We start from the raw sequence: 24,858 nt of genomic DNA, 5'->3' as shown, positions 1-24,858 counted from the left end.
GATAGTAATAAACACGATACCTTTAATTGTACCATATGAGCATTAATTATAGGCATCGATTTATAAATTATAGTACAATCACAAGAGGGATTTGATTCCTAAAAACGAGAGGGGATTATTGTATGCTTCCGTTTTACAAGAAATACTGGCGTACAGCTTTCGACATAGCGCTTATTGCACTTACGGTATATCTGGTTATGTTCGCTTTCAGCTACCTGTACAAAATCGCAACGCCTATCTTTTTCGCCTTTGTTATTTATCTGTTCATCGAACCGCTTGCCAAACGCCTGAACAAAATCGGCATAAAGAAATCAATCGCCTCGGGTATATCGGTCCTGGTGTTCTCGCTTGTTATTCTTGGCATTTTTTCTGGACTAGCCTATATGATAACGAGCCAAGGCACTGACTTCATCAAGGTCAAACTGCCGCAATATCAGCAGCTCTTCAAGGAACAGGTGCAGGATGATTCCAGCCTATTCCAGCAAAAGCTGCAAGCCCTGCCGCCGGAATGGGTCGATAAAATTACGGATTACATAAACGGGGCAACCGAATACCTGCCGAAGCTGGCCAATATTATTTTCACCGGCCTTGTCGGCTATATTTCATCCTTCTCCACGTTTATTTTCAATTTCGTGATTGGCATCATTCTGGCGTACTTCCTTAGCATTGAGATCAAAGTGTGGAAAAAAACAGCTAACGAAAAAACGCCAAATACATTCAAGAAGGCATTCAGCTTCATGCGCGAGAATGTATTTAAGGGCATTGGCACATACGTGAAGGCTCAGGCGAAAATGATGAGTATCACGTTCCTCGTTATTTTCGCGACGTTACTGATCTTGCGGGTTGAAAATGCCTTTGCCATTGCCGTGACGGCCGGGATCTTCGACGTGCTGCCTCTGCTTGGCGTAAGTACATTGTTTATCCCATGGATCATCTACTTATTCCTGGTCGGCCAAACCTCCTTGGCCATCTGGCTGTCCGTGCTGCTGATTGCCGTTGTACTGACACGGCATATTGTGGAGCCAAAAATTACGGGCGACTCTCTTGGCGTATCCGCGTTTACGATGTTGTCCTGCATGATCGTATCGCTTCATTTGTTCGGCATTGCCGGCGTCATCTTGTCGCCAATTATCATTATTGTCATTAAGGCGCTGTATGAGCAAGGCTTCTTCCATCGCTGGATCCGCACGCCGCAAGGCGAATTCGACGAGCAGCCGTTCCCTGCTGCCGCGGAGGAATCCGATGGCAAACAGCCTTCAACGGGTGTATAAAGCGATGATATCCATCACGCCGCGAAAAAGCTCCGTCGCTTGGTTGCTGCTTCCGGGCGCTCGATTCTCCGCCAGCACGGCAACCGCATAGCGCGGCTTCTGGGCCGGACCGTATCCCGTGAACCATTGGTTCACGCGAGGCGCTCCGGCCTTTGTTATTTCGGCGGTGCCGGATTTCCCGGCTACTGCCCATATCCCTTGGCGGATCGACCGGCCGGTTCCATGGTCGACAACCGCCTCCATGCCGTGAAGCAGCTTATGCGCGGTGGCCGGGCGAATCCGGCCATCCTGCGCGGGAGCGCTCTTCGCGCGCAGCGACACCATCCGCTGGCCGTTGGCGTAGCGGATTTCCCGGACAAGGCGCGGCTCCATAACGCGCCCGTGGTTCAGCAGCGTGACAACCAAATTCGCCGCCTGCAGCGGCGACATCAATACATCACGCTGCCCGATAGCGGATTGCGCCATAATGCCGCCATCCGTCTTAACCTCAGCCGAAGCCGGCAATAACCTTCCGGCTTCTTCCTCCTCAAGCAGCCGGAGCGGATGATGGAACGGGCCAAAAGCCCGTTCGGAATGCCAGCCTGCCGGCCTCCCGATGCCCAATGCGGCTGCTGTCCGCTGCAGCTGCTCCGCGCTTAACCGCTCCGCAATTGTCGCAAATACAATATTGCAAGATTGCGCGAGTCCTTCCCTGAGCGTAAGCGTGCCATGCCCTCCCTCTTTCCAGCAGGACAAGCCATATTTACCGTATTCCCCATTACACGTGAAGCGTTCCTTTTCATTCGTCACGCCGGCTTCCAAAGCAGCGGCTTCCGTCACCAGCTTGAAGATCGAACCGGGAACCGCTGCCTGAATGGCGTGGTTGGCCCATTCCTTCTCGTGATCGAGCTGAAGCGGCTTCATCTGAGGTCTGGAGACCATCGCAACAATATCGCCATTCCGGGCATCCAGAACGACAACCGCTCCTTCTTTGAGCGGTTTGGCATCGATATAGGCTTCAATCCTGTTTTGCAGTTCAAGGTCAAGCGTCGTCTGAACCTGAAGCGGATAATAAGGATTGCCCGGCTCCGTGATCCGATAATCGAGCCCAAATAAAGGCTTCTTATTGCCGTCCGTGAAATAAGAGACAGAGGTAGCTCCAGCGCCATGGAGAAGATCATCCAGTGATTTCTCCAACCCTGAACCCCCAATAAGCTCGTTCTTCTTGCGCTTGCCTGACGCCAGCTCCTTCGAATAGGCCATCTCCAGATGCTCCGGATGCTGGCTGATATAACCGATGGCCTGTTTGGCCGCAAATGCCGTTAAATAACGGTTGCGATATGGCAGCGCTCTGACTCCGTTCAAATGCAGCTGTCTAAGCTCTGTCAGCTGCTGGTCGTTAAGCCTATAGGGCAGCTTGTCCTTTTCTTTATGCCAGAAGGACGGCTCCCTCAGCTCCTTCCACCAGCTCACAAGCTCCTCCTCCGGTACCTTAAGCATGACTGCCAGCCGTCGCACGTTCTGATGCCAGCTTTTTTGCTGTTCGGGATCCTCGAGCTCCATATTTACCGGAAATAAGGCAAGCGTGTAATACGTCTCGCCCGTGATTGGCTTATTGTTCCGGTCCACAAAATCTCCCCTGCCCGCGTCCAATACGAGATTTCGTTCGCGCTGCATGACCGACACCCGCTTCCAGCTGCTTCGACTCATCGCGGTGGATGCATTCTTATGCCCATATCCGGGAGTTAGCTGCAGCCAAGCGAGTCTCGCAATAAAGCCGGATAATAGCAATATAAATAATAGCCCTATTACAGCTATACGTCTCTTCATGTAAGGAGCCTCCTGTCACTAGCTACATTATCACCTTACTGAAGCACAAAAAAACCGTACAAATGGATCTTTCATCCATTTGTACGGCATCATCTTTAATCGATCTTGAATCGGGATAACGATTCCTGCAATCCGCGGGATACCGCGTCCAGCTTCTCGGACAGGCTTACGAGGCCATTACTGATGCTGAGCTGCTCGGTACTAAGCGATGCAACCTCTTCGGAGGTAGCCGAGGATTGCTGCGCAACCGCGCTTACATTCCCCATCGCTTCAGTCAAGACAACCTGCGATTGATCAAGCATGCTGATCGAATTCGTAACCGAATCCAGCTTCTGCACGAATTGTCCCATCTGACTTTGTACGGTCAGGAAGAGCTGGTTCGCTTCTTTTACCGAGCCAATCTGCTCTTGGAACAATGGATAAGCATCGGACAATACCGTTACGGTCTCCTCGATCTGCGTCATAATCGTCTCGGTAATTTGGCCAACAACGTCAATCGATTGACGGGATTGATCCGCAAGCTTCCGGATCTCGTCGGCCACCACCATAAAGCCTTTGCCAGCCGCGCCCGCGCGGGCTGCTTCAATCGTTGCGTTCAGAGACAAGATATTGGTCTGCTTCGTCAGGTTATTCAACACATCCAGGATCTTCACGATTGAGCCCGTGCTCATCTTGAGGCTGTCGACCTTCTCCACCATGGAACGCGTCATTTCTTCCGTCATGCCCGTCTTCTGGATAAGAAGTCCCATATAAGCCGTACCTTGCTGACTGGCTTTCTCCACCTCGCCAGCGGATTCCACCATATGGCCTGTCGCTTCCATAACGCTCTTCATCTGCTCGTTAATGCTACCGGTCAGATCGCTGCCTCTCTCTGCCTCGACTGCCAGGCTTGAAGCTCCGCTTGCAATCTCTTCTGTGGCTACGGAAATCTCTCTTGCCGAGATTGCCGTTTTCTTCGAGACATCCGTCAATTCGCCTGCCGTTAACAACACGTCGTCAGCAGACTGGGTTGTTTGTTTCGCAAGCGCGGTGATTTGAATCATCATCTTGTTAAAGCTGTCGCCCAGCTGTCCGATTTCATCCTGACGGTTCTTCATCGTAGAGCGGACCGTCAAGTTGCCTCGTTCGCCTTCATTCATCAGGTTGCGCATCGCCATAAGCGGCATGGCAACGGTACGGATAACCAGAAAACCAATAGCGATGGCTATGAACATAGCTACGAGCGCAATCAGCCAAGTCATTTTGTTAATAACGCCTGCGTCTTTGACAAGCTGGTCAACCGGGATCGTACCAACCAATTTCCAATCTACCGTGTCCAGCGTCTTAAATACGGAGAGAACTTCCTCGCCATCGGATGCCTTCTCTTTAAGCGAGCCTTCGGGATCGATGTTCAGCTTAACGATATTCCCTTTGCCCACCAAGCTCTCGTCCTGTGCTGCGATATACATGTTGTTGCTGTCTACTAGAGAAATCTTACTGCCCTCGCCAAGCGATACGTCTTCATATTGCGCACGGATATCCGCCAGGCTGAGCTCAAGCAGAAGCATGTAGGACGCCGCGTTGGTTGTTGTATTGTTCATCTGTCTGCTAAGGCCGATCGATGGCAGCTTGTCCGTCGTTCCAAAGCCGGTTGGCTGCGTCTCAACCCAGTTCACGCCGCCTTTGGACGTTCTGGTCTTCTCGAACCAATCCGTTTTCATCAAATCCGGAGCAACTGCGACTGAAGCAGTTCCGTATGTAATGATCGGGAGTTTATCATCTAACGGCAGCAAATACGCGCCAATAATCGCTTTGTTGCTCATTACCGCATTTTGCAGGCGGTCTCCTAAATTCTTCTCCGCTTCGAATAAATCAAAGGCTTCCGTACTCTCTTCGAGCGTAGATACAAGCGAATGGAATTCCTTGTCGATCATAATCTGCATAGACAAATCTTCGTAAGTCTTCAGAATAATGTCCAGGTTAGCCGAAGCTTGCACAATGGTCTCAAAGCTTGCGCTGGATACCTTGTCTTCTACAATATCCTTCGTCTTCGAATAGGCCATCTGACCTACAACAAATACGCATGCAATGATGCTGATAAAGATGATCAGGAAGAGCTTTGTACCTACCGACTTTAATGGGCTTGAGAAAATGGAAGTGAACGTTTGCGAGACTTGTTTCGTTGTTTGAGCGGCTACCGCCTGCGCTTTTGATTGCGCTTTCAACTTCTGCTTAGGTTTGTCCGTTTTCTTCATGCAAGACACCGCCTCTTTATACGTTATGTGTGGTTTGAAATCTGGATCGGTCTAGTTCTATTACCCTATATTGGTATGTACAGTCCTATTATTTTATATCGGTCACAACTTGTCAATTGATTAGTAGATTCGCATAACTTTTTTTTCCACAAAAAAACAAGAGAAGACATGCGTCCTCCCTTGTCGTTTTTATTCGTCTTATTTCGCAGCCGTCTGGTTGCTTGTTTCGATATTCTTCAGATGCTCTTTATAGGTTTTTGCAAAAAGATGCGTCTGCGTGCCGTCTTTTTTGGTGACGTAATAGAAGTATTCATTCTTCTCGGGATATAACGCCGCTTTGATGGAGGCCAGACTTGGACTTGCAATAGGACCAGGCGGCAATCCATCGATTTTATACGTATTATACGGACTTTCGATTTGCAGGTCCTTCTCGAACAATCGTTCTTTCGGTTTGTCCAGCAAATACTGAACAGTCGCATCAATCTGAAGAGGCATCCCGTCGGCCAGACGGTTATAGATAACGCCGGCCACAATTGGCCGCTCTTCATCTACGACAACTTCTCGCTCAATCAGCGAAGCAATCGTCAACAGCTGATGAAGATTAAGCTTGCTCTCGGCGAGCACGTCCTTCCAGTCCTCCGGCAAGGAATCCAGCTTCGTATCCAGCTCCGCCATCATTCGCCTCAGGATGTCTTCTTCCGTACTGCCCTTCGTCAGCTCATACGTTTCCGGGAACAGGTAACCTTCCAACCGGTGATGAAGCTTATCGTCGGCCGGTATGGATTTTACGGCTTCCGCTTCTTCCCAGCCTGGAGCGGAATCCGCAAGCGTCAGGAACTTGGCTTTGTCAATCAGCTTCTCTTCCGCAAGCTTATCCGCGATCTGGAGCAGCGTATAGCCTTCCGGTATAGTGAAGCGGATCATCTCTTCTGCAACCGTATCGCCGCTGTTCAGCTTGGCAATAATCGCATCGTTATCCATGCCGGGACTTAGATCGTATATACCGGCCTGGAAGTGAGAGCCCTCATTTTGGGCTTTCAAATAATATTTAAACAAAAAGGAGTTCTTGATAATGCCGTGCTCTTCCAAATTATCGGATACTTCAAACGCGGAATCGCCTTTTGCGATTTCAATCCTGACGGGTTCGCCTGCAGCTGTCGGCTTTAATCCGTTCCAAACATACAAAAAGACACTCCCCGCTCCAATGATAAGAAGCGCCAGAAGCGATAAAATGACCCACATCGCAATGCGGCCTGCGGAGGGCCCTGATCTTGAATGCTGCTGTCTTGATTGCGCCAACCTGAAGTCCTCCTAAAATGAATTATCACCCAAACAGCCAATAAAAGGCTGTTTGTGATGATTCATTGCTACGAAAGCATAAACTTTAATGAATTATCACCCAAACAGCCAATAAAAAGCTGTTTGTGATGATTCATTGCTACGTAAGCGTAAACTTTAATGAATTATCACCCTAATGGCCGTATCTGGCCATTGTGATGATTCATTGCTATATAAGCTAAAATTCCTCATTTTCATCCAGATTCAGACAATAATTTCCTTCCAAAGCCTGAGAAAAAGAGCGGTGGGAGCCGCTCTTTTTCTTCTTGCGTATGCAATTAAGGCATTTCGTCATTTGCGAACAGAAGATCGTCATAAGCTTCCGCCGCAAGCTCCCACTCATCATCGTCTTCAATCGTTTCAAGCTGGGGCTCGCCGATATCCGTCAAGATGACGCGGAACAGCTCAACCTCCTGCTCTTTCTTCATGTCAGGCGACTGCAGAGCGGCATAGACGTAAGGCCCGAGCTGGAATTCCGCCATGATCTCGAACTTGTCGAGACTTCCGTGTTCAGAGACCAGCTCGATTACATTCCCGAACACTTCCCGAAGCCGCTCTTGCGGAACCGGAATGATGCGCTCGTCATTAGCCATTAATTGTCCTCCATCTCGCCCAGAAGCGTGTTGAAGGTTTCTTCAACCATGTTCCACTCTTCTTCGTCTTCAATGGTATAAAGCTTAAGGTCGTCGCCTTCTTCTTCATAACGGAAAGCGTATACTTCATCTTCCTCGTCATTTTCGCTTGCAAGCGGCACAACCATCATATATTTCGAATCAGAGCCATCCACTTCAAACTTCATGATGACTTCGAATTCTTCTTCGTTGCCGTCTTCATCCGGAATATAAATAATTTCCGGTTCTTCGAACTGCAGGTCATCCTTTGTCATCGCAACCCTCACCTTTTCGTTTTAGAATCGAGATAATTTTGCAAAATAAGCGTTGCCGCCATTTTGTCTATTACTAGCTTTCGCTTCTTCCGGCTAACATCCGCCTCGAGTAGGGTACGCTCGGCGGATACCGTTGTCAGCCGTTCATCCCAAAGGTGAACAGGCAAGTTTAGTGTTTGCTGAAGCTGCTCTGCGAATGCCATACTAATCTCGCCGCGGGGGCCAATCGTATTGTTCATATTTTTCGGCAGTCCCACAACGATTTCTGTTACTTCATGTTCTTTCACCAGCTCGGCAAGCCGAGCTAGTTCGCTGCCGTCCCTGCGCTTCTGGACAGTCTCTATCCCCTGCGCGGTCCAGCCGAACGCGTCGCTGACCGCAACGCCAATGTTGCGGTCACCGTAATCCAAACCCATTGTCCTCATATCCGGCTCCTAATCCTTATTTCTTGTTGTTTAGATAAAACCGGACAAGCTCTTCAATGAGTTCATCACGTTCTTTCTTGCGAATCAAGCTTCTGGCGTTGTTATGCCGTGGAATGTAGGCGGGGTCTCCGGACAGCAAATACCCAACAATCTGATTGATCGGATTATACTCTTTCTCCAGAAGCGCCTCATGCACCGTTAGCAAAATGTCTTGTGAGGAAGATTCACCTTCCGCCTTCACATCAAACTTCATCGTGTTGTCCATGGAATTCATCGCCTGCACCTCGCTTTCCAACCGCATTTATTAACTAGTTTATTACATTTACACTGCTATCATATCACATTTGATTGGTTAAGAACCAGTTCTTCAGCAAGTTTCAAAGCTTCGTCCAGCTTCGAAGCATCTTTGCCGCCGGCTTGTGCCATATCCGGGCGTCCGCCGCCGCTGCCGCCGCAATGCGCAGCCGCTTCTTTGACGATCTTGCCGGCATGGAAGCCTTTCTTCACCAGATCAGCCGATACGGCGGCAACAAGGTTTACTTTGTCCTCCTGCACCGCGCCAAGGATGATAACAGCCGAAGGAAGCTTCAGCTTCAGCTCGTCTGCAATGCCGCGGAGAGCATCCATTGTAGGAGCGCTGACTTTAGCGCTCAATACCGTAACGTCGCCTACCGTCTTCGCGTTTTGCTCCAGGGAGCCCGCTTCAATACGGCTCAGCTTCGCTTGCAGCGATTCGTTCTCTCGGCCCAGCTCCTTCACTTGCGCGAACAATGCTTCAATACGCTTAGGTACATCGTTGTTGTTCGATTTGAGAAGTGCCGAAGCCTGCTTCAGGAGATCAAGCTGACCTTCCATAAAGCCGTATGCATGGCGGCCGGTTACAGCCTCAATCCGGCGAACGCCGGAACCGATGCCGCTCTCGCTGACGAGCTTGAACAGACCGATTTGGGACGTGTTTGCTACGTGGCAGCCGCCGCACAGCTCGATGCTGTACGTGCCGACTTGCACGACGCGCACAACGTCGCCGTATTTCTCGCCAAACAGCGCCATTGCGCCCATAGCTTTAGCTTCCGCAATCGGCTTGCTCTCGATAACAACGGGAGTTCCCAGCCAGATTTGCTCGTTTACCTTGCGTTCGATTTCCGTCAATTCTTCAGGCGTAATGCTTCCGAAATGCGAGAAGTCGAATCGCAGACGGTCTGCCTGCACAAGCGATCCCGCTTGGTTAACATGATCGCCGAGCACTTCTTTTAACGCTTTATGCAGCAAGTGGGTTGCCGTATGGTTCTTGATGACATCTTCGCGGACAGAGCGGATTACGATGGCTTCGACTTTCTCGCCTGCACGAACGGTACCGGAGGTGACAACGGCGTGATGTACGCTTTGGCCATGCGGTGCTTTCGTTACATCTTCAACCTGAAGCGTGAAGCCGTTGCCGACGATTGTTCCTTTGTCGCCGATTTGACCGCCGCTTTCCGCATAGAAAGGAGTCCGGTCAAGCAGGACAAGGACGCGGCTGCCTTCACCTACGAGGTCTACCAGCGAATCTTCATGGACAATAGCCGTGATTTGGGCTTCTGTTACCAGTTCATTATAGCCAACAAATTCACTTTTAACCGTAAAGTCGGCAAGCGGTCCGCCTTGCACGTTCATGCCGCCTGTTTCCTGGCGTGCTGCGCGCGCGCGTTCGCGCTGTGCTTCCATCGCTGCGTCAAAGCCGGCGCGGTCAACGGTCATTCCGTTCTCGGCTGCAAAGTCCTCCGTCAGGTCAAACGGGAAGCCATACGTGTCATACAGACGGAACGCGTCTTCGCCGCCGATCTCCGTTGTACCGGATTTGCGGGCTGCTGCTACCAAGTCGGACAACATCACGAGGCCGTCAGACAAGGTTTCGTGGAAACGCTCTTCTTCCGTGCGGATCACGCGCTCGATAAATTCGCGTTTGTCCACAACCTCCGGATAGTACACGCCCATAATCTCGCCAACAACGGAAGTCAGCTCATACAGGAAAGGACGGTCGATGCCGATGGTTTTTCCGTAGCGAACAGCGCGGCGGAGCAGACGGCGAATAATGTAGCCGCGGCCCTCGTTGGATGGCATAACGCCATCGCCTACCGCAAAGGCAACCGTACGGATATGGTCGGCGATAACTTTCAGCGCAACGTCATGCTCATCATTCACATGATATTTCACGCCTGCGATTTCGCAAGTACGTTCGATGATCGGGATGAACAGGTCCGTATCGAAGTTGGAGTCAACATCCTGCAGAATGGAAGCGAAACGCTCCAGACCCGCGCCCGTATCGATGTTCTTGTTCGGAAGCGGCGTGTAGCTGCCGTCCTTGTTATGGTTGAACTGCGAGAATACCAGGTTCCACACTTCGAGGAAGCGCTCGTTCTCGCCGCCCGGCCAGCATTCCGGATCGTTCAGATCGCCGTACTTGTCGCCGCGGTCGTAGAAGATTTCGGTACAAGGTCCGCAAGGGCCTTCGCCGATATCCCAGAAGTTCTCTTGCAGCTTGTAGATGCGCTCAGCCGGGAGTCCGATTTTCTCGTTCCAGAATTTGTACGCTTCTTCGTCCTCCGGAAATACCGTAACGGAGAGGCGGTCAGGATCAAAGCCGATCCATTCCTTGCTCGTCAGGAATTCCCACGCCCATGTGATAACTTCTTCTTTGAAGTAGTCGCCAATGGAGAAGTTGCCGAGCATTTCGAAGAACGTATGGTGGCGGCGCGTTTTGCCGACATTCTCGATATCGTTCGTACGAATGCATTTCTGCGAGTTGGTAATACGCGGATTGTCAGGGATGACGCGTCCGTCGAAATAAGGCTTGAGCGGAGCCATGCCTGCATTGATCCACAGCAGCGACGGATCGTTATGAGGAACGAGCGATGCGCTTGGCTCGATGTGATGCCGTTTGCTTTCGAAGAAGGAAAGCCATTTGGACCGAATTTCACTTGCTTTCATTGTTAATAACCTCCATTAAAATTCGAATTGAAACATAAAAAAGCCCCTGTCATAAGACAGGGACGAATTCATATCGCGGTACCACCCTGGTTATTGCCGGAACGCACGCGGCGCTCATGAGCAATCTCCTCAAACGGACGATAACGGGTCCTGCCGGTGAAGTTCATTCACACTCCGAAAGTAGCTTTCGACCATTCTTCGTCCCAAGAGCTCTTACAGCCAACGCCCTTAGGCGAAGAAGCTCTCTCTCTGATTGACGGGCTATGGCTTACTTTCTTCCATCAACGCTTTGCAAGTATTAGTTGCTGCAACTGTCTAAAGTATATCGGCCGCGGGACTGTCTGTCAAATGGTCTTTCGCCTGACATAGTAAGCAAAGATATGCTGGACGATGACCTTGAGCGCCGCAAAGATCGGCACGGCCAGAATCATCCCCACAATACCGGCAACCTCCCCGCCGACAAGCAGGGCAAAGATAATGGCCAAGGGATGCATGTGAAGCGTACGACCCACCACCTGCGGCGATACGACATTGCCCTCCAGCACCTGGCAGGACAGGTTGACGACCGCGACCAGCAGTACCATTTTGAACGAGATGGTTGATGCCACAAGCAAGGCCGGAGCGGCACCGAAGAACGGGCCAAGGTAAGGGATGATATTCGTGACGGCAACGATGCCGGCGAGCAGCAGCGGATACGGAACTCCGATAATGATATAGCCGATATAAGCAAGCATGCCCACGATAATGCAGACGATAAACTGCCCCCGGATGTAGCTGCCAAGCGCCGCGTCAATATCCTTCAGCAGCCTGACCGTATGCTTCCGGTGCGACTTCGGGACGTAGGTGATCACCGTGCGCTCGAAGAGGTCAAAGTCCTTCAGAATATAGAAGGCGAGGAACGGGATGATAAAAGCAATAAACACCGCGTTCACAACCGAACCGATATTGTTAATGAAGTGCGTTACGGTATCCGACAGCTTTTTCTCCATCTGATAAATGGCTTTATTCATCCCATCCCGTATGCTGTCCGGCAGCAAGGAAGTATTGTTGAGGTCGGTCACCAGGCTTTCCGCGCGGTAAGTCAGATCCGGAACATGACGGTTCAATTGATCCATCTGTTCTTTGAACATCGGGATCAGATTCACCAGAATCACGGCCAGCGCCGCGCAGAAGACCGCGTATATGAGCAGAACGGCAATGGTTCGCGGCACCTTCCGCTCATGCAGCAGCGTTACCACCGGATTCAGGACGTACGAAACGATCATGGCGATGAGGAACGGAGCAAGTATCGCCTTCAGAAACACATATAAGTGCACAAAAATCGGCTTGACTTGCAGCAGCAAATACAAGGCAAGAAGCCCCATAATGATGTAAACCAGCCAAATAAACAGACGGCTTTTCGTTAACCGTTCCACCGCCCTCACCCCCGCTTGTTTCATTCCCTAAGCCTAAAGATTGCCAGTACAATCTGCTTAAGTATATGTACAAGCGGTCTATTTCATCCATGAATGGCCCGTTTAGTCTGCTGTAATCCAGTTGACCTGCTGCTGTTCCAGGCTAAGCGACCATTCCGAAGGGCATTCTTCTTCGCAGACAATCACGTCAATGGCCGCAAAATCAGCTATCTTGTACAGCCTGTTTACACCGAACTTGCTGCTGTCCGTTAAGATAATGGTTTGCTCGCTCTTGTGCATCATCTTCTGCGCAAGCAAGGCGCGGTCCGAATCAAAGCTTGTAATTCCCTGTTCGGGCATTATTCCGTCAATGGATATGAATGCTTTGTTCACAAAAAAGCTTTCCATAAACTTTTCGGCGAGAGAGCCGGAAATCCGGTAATGCCTTGGATCGATTTTGCCTCCGATAAAAAAGACTTCGCCCGAGAACATCTCTTTGTTCTGGTAGTCCATAATCATATTTAATCCGGAGATAGAGTTGGTGATAATCGTCAGATTCTTCTTATAGAGCAGGTAAGGAATCATCTGCAGCGTTGTTGAGCCGTCATCAATGACGATAACATCATGATCCTGGACTAAAGCTGCCGCCGCCCGGCCGATCCGCTTCTTCTCGTCAACCCTCAGCACCTCGCGCTTGGTATGGGAAAGCTCCTCGTACACAAGGGTCATCTTTACCGCTCCGCCATACACGCGCTTCAGCCGGTTCTCGGCCTCCAGCTCTTCCAGGTAACGCCGAATCGTTTCCGAAGAAACGCGGAATCGTTTCACCAAATCATTCGTTTGGACTTTCCCCGCGTCATTAATGATGTCCAGTATCTCTCTTTTCCGCTCTTCTCCGACCAGCGACATAGCGGGTGCCCCCTTTTTTGCCATTTCTAGGCGATAACCATTTCTACTTGTTCCCCGTGAAGGAGCAAACTCCTTCTGGCTGCAGCGCAGCAGCCTACCAAAAGATCTCGTTGTTAATGACTTGCAGCAGCTTTACAATATCCTCTTTGTAAATTTCGCCGATGTTTCCGATCCGGAAGGTATCCGCCGTGCTGATCTTGCCCGGATAAATCACAAAGCCCGCTGCCTTCAATTTCTCGTAAAGGACTTCAAAGCTGAAACGATCGCTTAAAGGATAGTAGAAGGACGTAATAATGGGAGAATGCAGCTCCTTCGGAAGCAGCGCGCAGAAGCCAAGCTGCGCCATTCCTTCCGCAAGCAGCTTCTGGTTGGCCTTGTACCTCTGATAGCGGACTGTTATGCCGCCTTCGTCCTCCAGTTCGACTAACGCCTGATCAAACGCCCGCACGACATGCGTCGGGGACGTAAAACGCCATTTGCCGCCGCCCTTTTCCATGACTTCCCACTGGTCATAAAGATCCAGCGATAAGGAGCGAGCCTGCCCTTTGCAGGCAAGCAGCGCTTCCGTTCTTGCAATAACGAACCCAAAGCCCGGAACACCCTGAATACATTTGTTCGCGCTGCTGATCAGGTAATCGATGCCCAGCTCCTTGACGTCCATCGGAATACCGCCAAAGCTGCTCATCGCGTCCATGATGAAAACCTTATTGTAACGCTGGACCACTGCCGAAACGTCGGCAATCGGATTGAGCATGCCCGTTGTCGTCTCGCAATGCACCATCGCAACGTGAGTAATAGAAGGATCCGCGAGCAGCCTGTCCTCCACGGCAGCAGCCGTGACGGAATCTGTCTCGCCGAAGTTCAACACAGATGTTGAAATGCCGTATACGCTCGCCATTTGAACAATCCGGTTGCCATAAGCGCCATTCGTCAGGACCAGCAGCTTGCCATCCTTAGGGATGACCGTCCCGATCACCGACTCCACGCTGAAGCTGCCGCTTCCCTGCATAAGCACTGCCGTATATGGCTCTGGCGATGCGGTCGCGAGTCTCACAAGACGGGCGCGAATGCTCTGCACCAGCCCGTTATAATCTTTGTCCCACGTACACCAATCGCGAAGCATAGCGGCTTTAACCGTATCGGAGGTGGTAAGCGGTCCTGGCGTCAGCAGCAAGTAAGGTCTGTTCATGGACGTTCCCCTCTCCCGAGACGCGCGTTAATATGCGAAATGACATCATCCAGCTGCCCGATCCGGTCAATGACATAATGTGCGCCCGCGGCTTGAAGTCTTGCTGCGACAGCTTCCTTCCGTGCAGCCAGTTCGGATTCCCCGCATGCTGCTACTTCGGCTTCCGTCATGCCGAGCTCGCTGCTGCCCACAATAACGCCAACAGTCCAGCAGCCGGCGTTAACCCCTTCCAGCATGTCGCTGACCGTGTCGCCCGCCTTAACGATATGATGCATCGGGTAGACGCCAAGCATCTCCGCATTCCGGTAAATCATCCAAGGATACGGTCTGCCCGCAGCCGCTTCATTTGGCGTAACAAGAGTATCCGGCTCATAGCCCTGCTCCTTGGCGCCCTTGCACACAATATCCATCATCGCTCTTGTATAACCGGTCGTTGAGCCAATGGCAATCCCTTGACCGCGCAATCTGTTTGCCAGCTCTACGGCGCCGGGCACCGGTGTTGCATAGTCCTTCAGCGTGCTGAACAGCAGCGGTTCAAAGTCCGCGTACAGCTCATCGATATCCGCTTCATTCGGCTTTCTTCCGTACAGCCCTACCCAAATTTCCGCAATCCGCTCCATTTGGCACATGGCCGCGATATGGTCCCGCTTCAGCATCCCCATTGGCTCTCTTGCTTCTTCTACCGTAACCTGAACGCCTTTGCGGCCGAAAACCTCTACAAATACGTTAAGTGGCGCAAAGCAGCCGAAATCGACCATGGTGCCTGCCCAATCCAGCATGACTGCTCGAATCATCTTTCATCTCTCCTCAATGTTCTCTTGTTTGCCAAGCATGCGTTCTTTTCTTGATTTGATGGGTTATTGCTTCATAGAGAAGCCGAATCCCGATATTCGTCAGGACAATTAATGCTGACATGGCAGCGGCTGGGGCGATATCTCCCGCATCCTCCATGTTCACGATCGATACCGATGCCAACTTCAGATCGGCTGCGTACAGGAACATAACCGCCGAAACGGTGACCATCGAGTTAATGAAGAAATACATCGCCATTTCCAGCACTGCCGGAAGACACAATGGAATGGTGACCCGCAGCAGTGTCTTGTATCTAGGGACTCCGAGCGAGTCAGAGGCTGTCTCAATTTCCCGGTCCAGCTTCTTCAGCGCGCTTGTTGCGGTAACGAAGGCGACGGAATAGAAATGAGCGATATTCGCCAGAACCAAGATCCAGATGGTCCCATAGATGCCATGCATCGGATTGCTCTCTTTATTGAAAAAGAAGATATAGGATAATCCCAGAACGATACCGGGCAGCGCCAGCGGGAGGATCGATAGAAAGTAACCAGCCTGCCGGAGAACCGGGAACGTCTTGGTCTTCTCAATTAAATAAGCGCCAACAAAGGTAACCACCGTTCCGATCAGAGCCGTCCAGGCGGACATCCGCAAGCTGGTCCAAAACGGCTGCAGGCTCCCTCCCGCCACTTTGCTGAAATCATAATGCTTAAGAGAAAAAGCAAGGTTGTAAGGCCAAATCTTAATGACCGAAGCTGCGAAAACCGTCCCGATCAAAAGCAGAATCATTCCGGCCATGATCAGACATAGGCTAAGGAAAACACCGTCCCTCTTCCGGTTCGCCGTTATCCGGTACGGCACCGCTCTTGCGCTGACGGCATGCTGTCTGCTCGTTACAAACCTGTCAACAATAAAAGCGAGAATGGCCGGAAGAGTCAGAATGATGCCCACTGTTGCTCCCATCCCCATATTTTGCTGACCGATAACCTGCTTATAAATTTCGGTGGCCAGCACATTGTATCCGCCCCCTACAACCTGCGGCGCTCCAAAGTCCGTGAAGGCCAGGGTAAAGCAGACAAAGAACGAGGAGATAAGACCGTACTTCACGCTTGGGATTGTGACGGTAAGAAAGATCCGTCCCTTCCCCGCTCCCATTGTTTTGGCAGCCTCATACAGATTAAAGTCCGAGAAGCTTAAGGAAACGACTAGAATCAGGCATGCTTGAGGAAAAGTGTACAAGACTTCCGCTATGACAATTCCCGTAGGTCCGTATAGGCCAATATCCCAATGGAGCGGCAAAGCGTCAAAAAAGCCGGTTGTAATCAATCCCTGATTCCCGAACAAGTAGGTTAACCCGATCCCGACCATCATCGTTGGAGCGAAGAGCATCAGGAGCGATACCGTTTTGAAGAACATCTTCCCCGGGATATTCGTACGGGTTAAGGCGTATGCGAACAGAAAGCCCAAGAAAACGGACAGTACTGCTGTCAGGAGCGAAACGTACACCGTATGCTGCAAAGAGTTAAGTAGAGCAGGGGTAGAAAAATAATCGATAAAATTATCTAAACCGTTATATTCCCCCTGTTTGTTCGTAACTGCCTTACTAAATAGCGAGAACAACGGGAGCAGAATCATCACGCTTAACCCCGCAAGCAACAAAAGCATCGCTAAACGTTCGAATAAGCTGCCATTTCTCCGTTTAAGTGTCAAGGCTGTATGCCATTTCGCTGGTCTCATCCAACCACCTCAAGTCGCTCCGGGCGGGTTGGCCCGAAGTGAATCAAATGCTCCTCGGGCAATTGAACGTAGACACGGCGGTTTTTTTCAAGCTGATATTGTTTCACGATACTGCGGTTCACATCCGCCATGATTCCGTTTGGAAAATAGCGGCTTGACGGACCCTGCACCAGCATCGTCACCCGATAGAAGGAGCCCCGGAATTCCAGGCTTTCGATTCTTGCTTCATAGCTTCCTGGTTCGTGTATCGGACTAATCCGGACATGCTCCGGCCTGATCGCGAGAGCTTCCCTGCCATCCGAGGCTTCCAGGAAGTTTACAGCGCCAATAAAATCGGCAACAAACCGGCTGTTAGGCCGTTCATAGATGTCTTCGGGCATCCCGGACTGAATAACTTTGGCATTATTCATCACAACAACGGTATCTGCCATCGTAAGCGCTTCTTCTTGATCATGGGTAACCATGATTGTCGTCATGCCAAGCTGTTCATGCAATCTGCGAATCTCGAGGCGGAGCTTTTCTCTCACCTTCGCATCCAAGGCGGAAAGCGGTTCATCAAGCAACAGAAAATCAGGAGATAAGGCAATTGCGCGGGCTAGCGCTACCCGCTGCTGCTGTCCGCCCGACAGCTGAGCAGGGTACTTCTTCGCGGAGGATAGCAAATCAACCATGTTCAGTACTTCCTCGACCTTGCTTTGAATTTGCGGCTTGGACATTTTCTTCTCCCTCAGTCCGTAAGCAACGTTCTGGGCTACCGTCAAATTCGGGAACAAGGCATACGATTGAAACATAAATCCGACATTGCGTTTTGCGGAAGGCAAGGACGTGATATCCCTGCCTTCCACCAGCATACGCCCGATATCCGGCGTTTCGAGTCCTGCAATCATCCGGAGCAAGGTCGTCTTGCCGCAGCCGCTTGGGCCCAGCAAGCATACGAATTCATTCCTCGGAATCTCGATGTGTATAGGCTCAAGCGCCGTGAATGACCCAAATGACTTGCGGATGCCTTCAATAGATAAATAGCTCTGTGGCATAGAACCGTTCCCCTCCTTCGGATTCGTCATTATTGCTTTTCGCTTTTCGCTTCGTAACGTTTCGTCCATTCCGCAAGTGTTGCATCGCGGTTCTCCGCGGCCTTATTCAGATTAAGCTTGATAAGCTGGCTGATCGGATCCTTCGAATAACCTTCGGGAATAACCGAAGAGTCGGATTTCATCGCAAGAATCGCATAGTTCTCGTTGTATTTCTTCATGGGCTCTTCAGAGATCGCCCAGTCGAGGAAAGCTTTCGCTTCCGGCTTAATGGTATCTTTCTTGATCAGAGCGTTAGCTTCAACATCCCAGCCGGAGCCTTCTGTAGGGAATACGACTTCCACCGGTGCTCCGCCCTTTTTCTCCTGAATCGCGCGGTAACCAAACGAAATGCCAATCGGGTATTCCCCCGTGCCAGCCATCTTCGCAGGCTTGGATCCGGATTCTGTGTAGACCGCAATGTTTTGGTCCAGCTTGTCCAGGTAGCTCCATGCTTCGCTGTCACCCATCAGCTGCTGCAGACCGTTAACGGTCAGGAAGCCCGTACCGGAGGAAGCCGGATTTGGCATCACGATCATGCCTTTGTATTCCGGTTTAATAAGATCGGCGTACGATTTAGGAACTTCAAGCCCCTTTTTCTCAAGCTCTGCCGTATTAACGGCGAATGCCGTTTCCCAGGCATCGATCCCTACCCAATGCGCGGGCTCCTGCGTATCCTTGAACTCAGGCTGAATGTTCTCAATGCCCTTTGGCGAGTAGCCTTCCAGCATCTTGTTCTGATCCAGGACAAGCAGGCTTGTTGCTGCCGTGCCCCATACAACGTCAGCAACCGGATTGTCTTTTTCCGCCAGCAGCTTTGCTGTAATAACCCCTGTAGAATCGCGAACGATATTAACCTTCACATTCGGATTTGCCGCTTTGTACGATTCCAGGTACGTTTGGATTTGATCATCCTCAAGCGCCGTATAGACTGTAATTTCCGAGCTTGCCCCTGCGGGCTTATTGCCGTTAACCCCTTGTTCCCCATTTGTATTGTTGGTTTTCCCGCCGCATGCTGTTAATGCAGAGATGATAAGTACGGTTGCTAGAGCTGTTCCCATCCACTTCTTCATGATTTCTTTCTCCTCCACCTCATCGTAATGTCCCTGTTTAAGACATCCTTAGCTTATCTTTCATTTGTAAAATCAGTATTAAATCCATATTAATAAATTGTTTTTATTTGATTTTAGTTGTTTTTAGTTGTGTTTCAAATAAAAAGACTCGATTCTAACCATCATATACTGCTGCATCTGTGCTTTTGTTGTATCCTTGCTTACTTCATTCACTCTAATGCTTGACTGTTTTACCGGTATTATCACAACGTAAAATGCGTATATTTATTTGCGTTTGGTTTGTTTTTCTTGTTTTTGACAACAGCAAAAAGGACGGCTTGCGCCGTCCTGAAGTTGGTCATCTGTTTGGAACCGCTAATTGACTTGAATTTGCGGCATTTCTTCCTCAAAGAATAAATCGTCGAGCGAACTAAGCGTCCCGTCTTCTTCTACTTGATAGACCGACATCTTCTCACCGTTCACTGTCAGCTCTATGAAGCAGCCCCAGCAGTAGAACTGATGGGAACCGATTTTACCAATATCCTTCGAATTGCAATTAGGACATCTCATCATCTTTCATTTCTCCCTATTTATCGAATTGGAAGCTGCGACAGGCTCCAATTCCGCTTCACTGACAGCAGGAACGATAATCGCGTCTTCCCCGAGCAGCACGGCATCCGGATCGTCCGGGGCTTTCAGCCATTTGCGCCCTTCCATCAGATCCGATATAAAACCATCCGTAAGCTCATAGCCTACTATTTGTGTACCCTGAAACGGGTAAAAATAAACATCGGATACTCTTCCAAGCTGTAAACCATGCACCGTAATCACGGGCAATTCCTTAAGCTTCACGACACCGGAATCAAAGGAGCGCCCAATCTGTGCCGCTTTTACCGGCTTGACCGCTGATTCCTTCGATATAAATACGGCATCCTCACCGCAGGTTAATACTTCTGCCCATTCAACGGTTTTGACCGATGACGCAAACCATTTCGCGCCCTCTACAATAAGACCGATCAACCGCCAATGTTCATCGAACCAAGCGTCCCTTACGTTGCCGACATGCTTGCCGGAATGGATCACAAGCACGGGCAGCCCGATTAATTGCTGTAGTTTGATCATGGCGTGCCTCACGCCTCCTACTGATTGGTACGGATCCGCTCCACGATTGTCGCGATTGTACGCGCAGCGTCTTCCAGTTCCTCCACAGTATTCCCCAAACCAAAGCTGAATCGTACAGCCGAATTCAAACGCTCCTCGGAAAGGTTCATCGCCTTCAGCACATGGGAACGCTCTAATGAACCCGACGTGCATGCAGAGCCGCTTGAAGCAGCAATCCCCGCCATGTCGAGATTCATCAGCATCGTTTCCGTATCAATGCCGATAAAGCTGATATTCGCAATGTTCGGAAGACGATGCTCCGCATTTCCGTTAACAACGATCTCTGTACCGTTTGCGCCGGATAATGCGGCTTTCAGCTTGTCTAACCATTCCGTACGGAGCTTGCTAAGAGAAAGTTTCTTGTTCTCGCGATTGTTCACACAAATTTCAACAGCTTTAGCGAAACCGGTAATGCCGGCGACATTCTCTGTCCCTGCTCTCCGCTTTCGCTCCTGCGATCCACCGTGTGCAATTGGCTCAAATGGCGTGCCGTTCGCCAAATACAAGGCTCCTACGCCTTGCGGGCCGTTTATCTTGTGCGCGGAAAAGCTCATCAAATCAACCGGCAGCTCGGACAGCCGGTATGGGATTGTACCAAAAGACTGCACGGCATCGACATGGAACAACACGCCGTTAGCACGGGCAATCCCGCCAATCTCCTCGATTGGCTGCAGCGTGCCGACTTCATTGTTGCCATGCATAATGCTGATCAGGCCCGTATGAGGCTTAATAGCCGCGGCGAGCTCCTCGATCGAGACGCGTCCCGTATGGTCAACCGGAAGGTAGGTCACTTCATATCCTGCTTCAGCCAAAGCTTCACAGGTATGTATGACCGCATGATGTTCTGCACTTGATGTAATGATATGGGTTTTGCCCTGTTTCTTCATCGCCGCTGCAGCGCCGATAATAGCTGCATTGTCGCTTTCGGTGCCGCCGGAGGTGAAAATGAGCTCGGATGGCTTGCATCCAAGCGCTGCCGCGATTAAATCGCGTGCTTTGTTCACCTTTTGCTTGGCTTCACGCCCGAAGGCATGCATGCTGGACGGGTTGCTCGCCGGCCCCGTCATCACCTCGAGCATCGCAGCAGCTACATCCGGATGCATCGGCGTTGTAGCTGCGTGGTCAAAATAATACTTTTTCATACGAATCCCTCATTAGATATAGAACATATAGCTGTCCGCTACGCCCGGATCCTGGTAGTTCACCAGATCAGCCAAGGTTGTAGAATCAAGCACGCTTGCGATGCCGTCACGGATACGAAGCCACAAATCACGCTTGGCCGGGTCATCCTCTTCCGTGAAATCGACCGGAGAAATCGGGCCTTCCAATATGCGAATCACGTCGCCGGCCGTAATGGTTTCCGGCTCCTTGGACAAGATATAGCCGCCATAAGCGCCGCGAATACTTTTTACAAGTCCGGCATTGCGAAGCGGTGCAACCAATTGCTCCAAGTAATGCTCGGACAGCTGATTGCGCTCGGCAATGCTCTTAAGTGAAATCGGACCTTCGCCGAATTTTCCCGCAAGCTCCATCATAATGGTGAGGCCGTAACGGCCTTTCGTCGATATTTTCATATTCGGGCACCTCTCTATGTGTTAGTTGTTCCATTCGATAGCACGTATGTTGGTGTATGGTTTGTTATAATTACGGGTATTCCCATATCATATCTATGTTAACACAACCTATTGCGACTTGCGAGAAAAGGATTGACTTTTCATGAAAAAGTTTGTCGTCTATGTTACAATAGGACGAAGTCCGTTCAAGAGGCTTGAGCCTCTCGCAGCGGTCTTAGAAGTGTGAAGAACAAGGTGGTGCGTGCTGATGGTCAAATCGAAGCAAGAGACACGCGTCGTTGTCGGGATGTCCGGCGGAGTTGACTCCTCCGTAACGGCTCTGCTGCTGAAACAGCAAGGCTATGACGTGGTTGGCATATTTATGAAGAACTGGGATGACACCGATGAATTCGGTCATTGCACAGCGGAAGAGGACGCTGAGGATGTGCGCCGGGTTTGCGACCAAATCGGTATCCCTTATTATACCGTAAACTTTGAGAAGCAGTATTTCGATAAAGTATTTACTTATTTCCTCGATGAATACAAGCGCGGCCGGACGCCTAATCCGGATGTCATGTGCAACCGGGAGATAAAATTCGGCGATTTCCTCAAAAAAGCCAATGAGCTTGGCGCCGACTATCTCGCAACCGGTCATTACGCGCGGGTCGAACGTACGGAAGACGGCGAGACCAAGCTGCTCCGAGGCGTTGACGGCAATAAAGACCAAACCTACTTCTTAAGCGCGCTTAATCAGAAGCAGCTCGAGAAAGCGATGTTTCCAATCGGACATCTTCCCAAGCCGGAGGTTCGCCGGATTGCGGAGGAAGCCGGACTGTATACCGCAAAGAAAAAAGACAGCACCGGCGTTTGCTTTATCGGTGAACGCAACTTCAAAGAATTCCTGAGCGGTTACTTGCCTGCCCGCCCCGGCGATATGGTTGATATCCGTTCCGGCGAGGTAAAAGGACGCCATGACGGCCTCATGTATTACACGTTGGGCCAGCGCCAAGGTCTTGGCATCGGCGGTTCCGGCAACGGCGAGCCTTGGTTTGTAGCCGATAAGGATCTGGAGCGGAACGTTCTCTACGTGGTGCAGGGCGAATCCCATCCAAGCCTGTATTCTACGGGCCTTACCGCAAGCGGCATGAACTGGATTGCGCCGAAGAGACCGGAAGGAACCTTCCGCTGCACGGCGAAATTCCGTTACCGCCAGCCTGATCAAGGCGTCAGCGTAACGCTGCATGCTGACGGCACGGCAGAGATTCTCTTCGACAAGCCGCAAAAGGCCGTTACACCGGGTCAAGCCGTAGTATTGTACGACGGAGATGTATGTCTTGCCGGCGGCACCATCGATATCGTTCATAAAATCGATGAAGCCGCGTTTGAAGCATTGGCAAAATGATAAAATCCCCCTCGCGCCGCGCGAGGCCGCTGAAGAACTTAAGTGTTTTGTAGTTTAAGATTTTGCATTATAAAAAAATGGACCATCTACTCTTAAAATAAGGAGCAGATGGCCCATTTTTTTCATTTTTATTAGACTGTCAATTTTAGAATTCGTTTTAGATTAACCGCAAATATCGCCATAGCCCCTTGCAACTCCATGCCTAATAGACCCGACGATGTGGCTACATCATACCCGTGCCTGTGCTTGAGTTCGCTATTCTTTGCTTCAATTTTATATGCCATTATAAACCTCCCTCCGCGGAGAGCATGCCGTCCGGGCTCCCGGATGCCTTGGCCTGACCTTGGCCAGACTGCGCGGTCAGCTTCTGAACAATGATGCGGGAAATCCGCAGATGATCCGTTTCTTCGATAATAAAAGCAAATTGTCCGCCATATTCAATGATCTGCTCGTTTGTAGGCGGAATCTCGATCTGCGAATACATCCAGCCGCCAATCGTATCGTAATTATCGCAATCGATATCCACTCCGAAGAAGCTGTTGACCTCCTCAATCAGCATCATTCCGCTGATGGAATAGGCCGTATCATCCCGCTTCTCAATCTCCGCCCGCTCCTCGTCGAACTCGTCTTGAATCTCGCCTACAATCTCCTCCATAATGTCCTCCAGCGTTACAAGTCCGGACGTGCCTCCGTATTCATCAATGAGAATGGCAATCTGGGCTTTTTTCTTCTGCATCAGAATAAGCAGGTTGCTGATCTGCATGGAATCGGGCACCGTTGTAATCGCGCGCGTAATCTGCCGGATATCCGTCAAGCTGTGCGTTGTATCCTTCAGAAGGTCTTTTATATGAACGAAACCGATAATATTATCCTTGTCGTTATCGCAGACGGGGTATCTCGTATGCATTTCTTCCAGCGCAATCGTCTTGTTGTCCTCCAGAGACAGATGGACGTATAAGCAGACCATCTCCGTGCGCGGAATCATAATTTCCCTTGCGTTGGTCTCGGCAAATTCGAAGATATTATCGACCAGTGTCAGCTCCGTATTATTAATCAGTCCGCTCTTATGGCTCTCTTGCATGAGAATGCGGATCTCTTGCTCCGTATGGGCGGAATGCTGCTCGGATGCCGGCTCGATGCCGAACCGCTTCAGCAGCTGATTCGCAAGGCCGTTTAATACCCAAATAAACGGATACATAAGCTTATGGAAAATCACGAGAGGTGTTGCGGTCAGAAGTGTGACGGCCTCCGCTTTGCGGATGGCCAGGGTTTTGGGGGCGAGTTCACCGAGGACGATATGGAGAATGGTAATAAACAGAAAGGCAATAACGAAGGAGATTGAATGAATCCATACCGGATTGCCCCAGCCAAGCGCCAGAAACCAAGGCTCGATCAAATCCTTGATCGCCGGTTCCCCGATCCAGCCAAGGCCAAGCGACGCCAGAGTTATTCCCAGCTGGCACGCAGATAAATAGGCATCAAGGTTGCTCGTCATATGCGAGGCAAGCTTCGCCCGAAGATGACCCTCTGCTGCCAATGCACCAATCCGGGTACCCCGGGCTTTCACCATGGCGAATTCCGCCGCAACAAACAGACCGTTCATGAACACCAGGAACACAATAAGAGCCAGTTGCAATACCATCGGAAGCGGATCACTCAATACAGTCCCCTG

General features: G+C 50.6%; 22 protein-coding genes. 2 read left to right on the top strand and 20 right to left on the bottom strand.

Annotated features, from left to right (window positions below; all coding sequences use genetic code 11):
* Positions 1-122 precede the first annotated feature (122 nt).
* Positions 123-1,271, top strand: coding sequence for an AI-2E family transporter (locus M3194_RS22815; RefSeq protein WP_251656386.1), 1,149 nt, complete (start codon positions 123-125; stop codon positions 1,269-1,271).
* On the opposite strand, the gene M3194_RS22810 is transcribed toward M3194_RS22815, so the two are convergent.
* The 19 genes from M3194_RS22810 to cymR form a co-directional block, all read right to left on the bottom strand.
* Positions 1,257-3,080: a peptidoglycan D,D-transpeptidase FtsI family protein gene (locus M3194_RS22810; RefSeq protein ID WP_251656385.1), complete on the bottom strand. Its 1,824-nt coding sequence runs from the start codon at positions 3,078-3,080 to the stop codon at positions 1,257-1,259. The genes M3194_RS22815 and M3194_RS22810 overlap by 15 nt on opposite strands.
* Before the next feature lie 95 nt (positions 3,081-3,175).
* A complete protein-coding gene (locus tag M3194_RS22805; protein ID WP_251656384.1) occupies positions 3,176-5,314 on the bottom strand; it encodes a methyl-accepting chemotaxis protein in 2,139 nt (712 codons plus the stop codon).
* 198 nt (positions 5,315-5,512) lie between these two features.
* Positions 5,513-6,556, bottom strand: coding sequence for an endolytic transglycosylase MltG (gene mltG / locus M3194_RS22800; protein ID WP_251656422.1), 1,044 nt, complete (start codon positions 6,554-6,556; stop codon positions 5,513-5,515).
* Positions 6,557-6,930: 374 nt separating this feature from the next.
* The gene (locus M3194_RS22795) at positions 6,931-7,245 is read right to left on the bottom strand and encodes a DUF1292 domain-containing protein (protein WP_251656383.1); all 315 of its coding nucleotides are present in this window, start codon (positions 7,243-7,245) and stop codon (positions 6,931-6,933) included.
* The gene (locus M3194_RS22790; protein WP_167280116.1) at positions 7,245-7,538 is read right to left on the bottom strand and encodes a DUF1292 domain-containing protein; all 294 of its coding nucleotides are present in this window, start codon (positions 7,536-7,538) and stop codon (positions 7,245-7,247) included. Before M3194_RS22790 ends, M3194_RS22795 begins: the two co-directional genes overlap by 1 nt.
* An 8-nt stretch (positions 7,539-7,546) precedes the next feature.
* The gene (ruvX, locus tag M3194_RS22785) at positions 7,547-7,963 is read right to left on the bottom strand and encodes a Holliday junction resolvase RuvX (protein ID WP_251656382.1); all 417 of its coding nucleotides are present in this window, start codon (positions 7,961-7,963) and stop codon (positions 7,547-7,549) included.
* A 16-nt stretch (positions 7,964-7,979) separates the two neighbouring features.
* Entirely contained in the window at positions 7,980-8,237 is a 258-nt protein-coding gene (locus tag M3194_RS22780) for an IreB family regulatory phosphoprotein (RefSeq protein WP_091186345.1), read from the bottom strand.
* A gap of 59 nt (positions 8,238-8,296) precedes the next feature.
* Positions 8,297-10,930: an alanine--tRNA ligase gene (alaS, locus tag M3194_RS22775; protein ID WP_251656381.1), complete on the bottom strand. Its 2,634-nt coding sequence runs from the start codon at positions 10,928-10,930 to the stop codon at positions 8,297-8,299.
* Between the two features lie 344 nt (positions 10,931-11,274).
* Positions 11,275-12,345 (bottom strand): AI-2E family transporter, encoded by a 1,071-nt coding sequence (locus M3194_RS22770; RefSeq protein ID WP_251656380.1) that lies wholly within the window; start codon positions 12,343-12,345, stop codon positions 11,275-11,277.
* Between the two features lie 102 nt (positions 12,346-12,447).
* On the bottom strand, positions 12,448-13,233 hold the full coding sequence (locus M3194_RS22765; RefSeq protein WP_251656379.1) for a DeoR/GlpR family DNA-binding transcription regulator: 786 nt from the start codon (positions 13,231-13,233) through the stop codon (positions 12,448-12,450).
* 94 nt (positions 13,234-13,327) lie between these two features.
* On the bottom strand, positions 13,328-14,422 hold the full coding sequence (phnW, locus tag M3194_RS22760) for a 2-aminoethylphosphonate--pyruvate transaminase (protein WP_251656378.1): 1,095 nt from the start codon (positions 14,420-14,422) through the stop codon (positions 13,328-13,330).
* The gene (gene phnX / locus M3194_RS22755; protein WP_251656377.1) at positions 14,419-15,216 is read right to left on the bottom strand and encodes a phosphonoacetaldehyde hydrolase; all 798 of its coding nucleotides are present in this window, start codon (positions 15,214-15,216) and stop codon (positions 14,419-14,421) included. Before phnX ends, phnW begins: the two co-directional genes overlap by 4 nt.
* A 13-nt stretch (positions 15,217-15,229) precedes the next feature.
* Complete coding sequence (locus tag M3194_RS22750) at positions 15,230-16,948, bottom strand: putative 2-aminoethylphosphonate ABC transporter permease subunit (protein WP_251656376.1); 1,719 nt, start codon at positions 16,946-16,948, stop codon at positions 15,230-15,232.
* Positions 16,945-17,982, bottom strand: a complete 1,038-nt coding sequence (locus M3194_RS22745; RefSeq protein ID WP_251656375.1) for an ABC transporter ATP-binding protein — start codon at positions 17,980-17,982, stop codon at positions 16,945-16,947. The genes M3194_RS22750 and M3194_RS22745 overlap by 4 nt, the downstream gene beginning before the upstream one ends.
* A 29-nt stretch (positions 17,983-18,011) precedes the next feature.
* A complete protein-coding gene (locus tag M3194_RS22740; RefSeq protein WP_251656374.1) occupies positions 18,012-19,091 on the bottom strand; it encodes a putative 2-aminoethylphosphonate ABC transporter substrate-binding protein in 1,080 nt (359 codons plus the stop codon).
* A gap of 354 nt (positions 19,092-19,445) precedes the next feature.
* Entirely contained in the window at positions 19,446-19,643 is a 198-nt protein-coding gene (locus M3194_RS22735) for a hypothetical protein (RefSeq protein ID WP_251656373.1), read from the bottom strand.
* 3 nt (positions 19,644-19,646) lie between these two features.
* Positions 19,647-20,192, bottom strand: coding sequence for a PRC-barrel domain-containing protein (locus M3194_RS22730; protein WP_251656372.1), 546 nt, complete (start codon positions 20,190-20,192; stop codon positions 19,647-19,649).
* 17 nt (positions 20,193-20,209) lie between these two features.
* Positions 20,210-21,373: a cysteine desulfurase family protein gene (locus M3194_RS22725; protein ID WP_251656371.1), complete on the bottom strand. Its 1,164-nt coding sequence runs from the start codon at positions 21,371-21,373 to the stop codon at positions 20,210-20,212.
* A 12-nt stretch (positions 21,374-21,385) separates the two neighbouring features.
* Entirely contained in the window at positions 21,386-21,805 is a 420-nt protein-coding gene (cymR, locus tag M3194_RS22720) for a cysteine metabolism transcriptional regulator CymR (protein ID WP_251656370.1), read from the bottom strand.
* A 247-nt stretch (positions 21,806-22,052) separates the two neighbouring features.
* Between cymR and mnmA the strand changes: the two genes are divergently transcribed.
* Positions 22,053-23,186, top strand: coding sequence for a tRNA 2-thiouridine(34) synthase MnmA (mnmA, locus tag M3194_RS22715; RefSeq protein WP_251656369.1), 1,134 nt, complete (start codon positions 22,053-22,055; stop codon positions 23,184-23,186).
* Positions 23,187-23,469: 283 nt separating this feature from the next.
* Here the strand turns inward: mnmA and M3194_RS22710 are convergent, their stop codons facing one another.
* Positions 23,470-24,828: a hemolysin family protein gene (locus M3194_RS22710; protein WP_251656421.1), complete on the bottom strand. Its 1,359-nt coding sequence runs from the start codon at positions 24,826-24,828 to the stop codon at positions 23,470-23,472.
* Positions 24,829-24,858 lie beyond the last annotated feature (30 nt).

Origin of the sequence: Paenibacillus glycanilyticus (genome assembly GCF_023715145.1) — a bacterium.
GTDB lineage: Bacteria > Bacillota > Bacilli > Paenibacillales > Paenibacillaceae > Pristimantibacillus > Pristimantibacillus glycanilyticus_A.
This window is presented reverse-complemented; position numbering and strand designations above follow the sequence as displayed.

Bases quoted from the DNA above. Each gene is read 5' to 3' on its own strand.
- M3194_RS22815 (WP_251656386.1), top strand. From the start codon at position 123: ATGCTTCCGTTTTACAAGAAATACTGGCGTACAGCTTTCGACATAGCG.
- M3194_RS22810 (WP_251656385.1), bottom strand. From the start codon at position 3,080: ATGAAGAGACGTATAGCTGTAATAGGGCTATTATTTATATTGCTATTA.
- M3194_RS22805 (WP_251656384.1), bottom strand. From the start codon at position 5,314: ATGAAGAAAACGGACAAACCTAAGCAGAAGTTGAAAGCGCAATCAAAA.
- mltG (WP_251656422.1), bottom strand. From the start codon at position 6,556: ATGTGGGTCATTTTATCGCTTCTGGCGCTTCTTATCATTGGAGCGGGG.
- M3194_RS22795 (WP_251656383.1), bottom strand. From the start codon at position 7,245: ATGGCTAATGACGAGCGCATCATTCCGGTTCCGCAAGAGCGGCTTCGG.
- M3194_RS22790 (WP_167280116.1), bottom strand. From the start codon at position 7,538: ATGACAAAGGATGACCTGCAGTTCGAAGAACCGGAAATTATTTATATT.
- ruvX (WP_251656382.1), bottom strand. From the start codon at position 7,963: ATGAGGACAATGGGTTTGGATTACGGTGACCGCAACATTGGCGTTGCG.
- M3194_RS22780 (WP_091186345.1), bottom strand. From the start codon at position 8,237: ATGAATTCCATGGACAACACGATGAAGTTTGATGTGAAGGCGGAAGGT.
- alaS (WP_251656381.1), bottom strand. From the start codon at position 10,930: ATGAAAGCAAGTGAAATTCGGTCCAAATGGCTTTCCTTCTTCGAAAGC.
- M3194_RS22765 (WP_251656379.1), bottom strand. From the start codon at position 13,233: ATGTCGCTGGTCGGAGAAGAGCGGAAAAGAGAGATACTGGACATCATT.
- phnW (WP_251656378.1), bottom strand. From the start codon at position 14,422: ATGAACAGACCTTACTTGCTGCTGACGCCAGGACCGCTTACCACCTCC.
- phnX (WP_251656377.1), bottom strand. From the start codon at position 15,216: ATGATTCGAGCAGTCATGCTGGATTGGGCAGGCACCATGGTCGATTTC.
- M3194_RS22750 (WP_251656376.1), bottom strand. From the start codon at position 16,948: ATGAGACCAGCGAAATGGCATACAGCCTTGACACTTAAACGGAGAAAT.
- M3194_RS22745 (WP_251656375.1), bottom strand. From the start codon at position 17,982: ATGCCACAGAGCTATTTATCTATTGAAGGCATCCGCAAGTCATTTGGG.
- M3194_RS22740 (WP_251656374.1), bottom strand. From the start codon at position 19,091: ATGAAGAAGTGGATGGGAACAGCTCTAGCAACCGTACTTATCATCTCT.
- M3194_RS22735 (WP_251656373.1), bottom strand. From the start codon at position 19,643: ATGATGAGATGTCCTAATTGCAATTCGAAGGATATTGGTAAAATCGGT.
- M3194_RS22730 (WP_251656372.1), bottom strand. From the start codon at position 20,192: ATGATCAAACTACAGCAATTAATCGGGCTGCCCGTGCTTGTGATCCAT.
- M3194_RS22725 (WP_251656371.1), bottom strand. From the start codon at position 21,373: ATGAAAAAGTATTATTTTGACCACGCAGCTACAACGCCGATGCATCCG.
- cymR (WP_251656370.1), bottom strand. From the start codon at position 21,805: ATGAAAATATCGACGAAAGGCCGTTACGGCCTCACCATTATGATGGAG.
- mnmA (WP_251656369.1), top strand. From the start codon at position 22,053: ATGGTCAAATCGAAGCAAGAGACACGCGTCGTTGTCGGGATGTCCGGC.
- M3194_RS22710 (WP_251656421.1), bottom strand. From the start codon at position 24,828: ATGGTATTGCAACTGGCTCTTATTGTGTTCCTGGTGTTCATGAACGGT.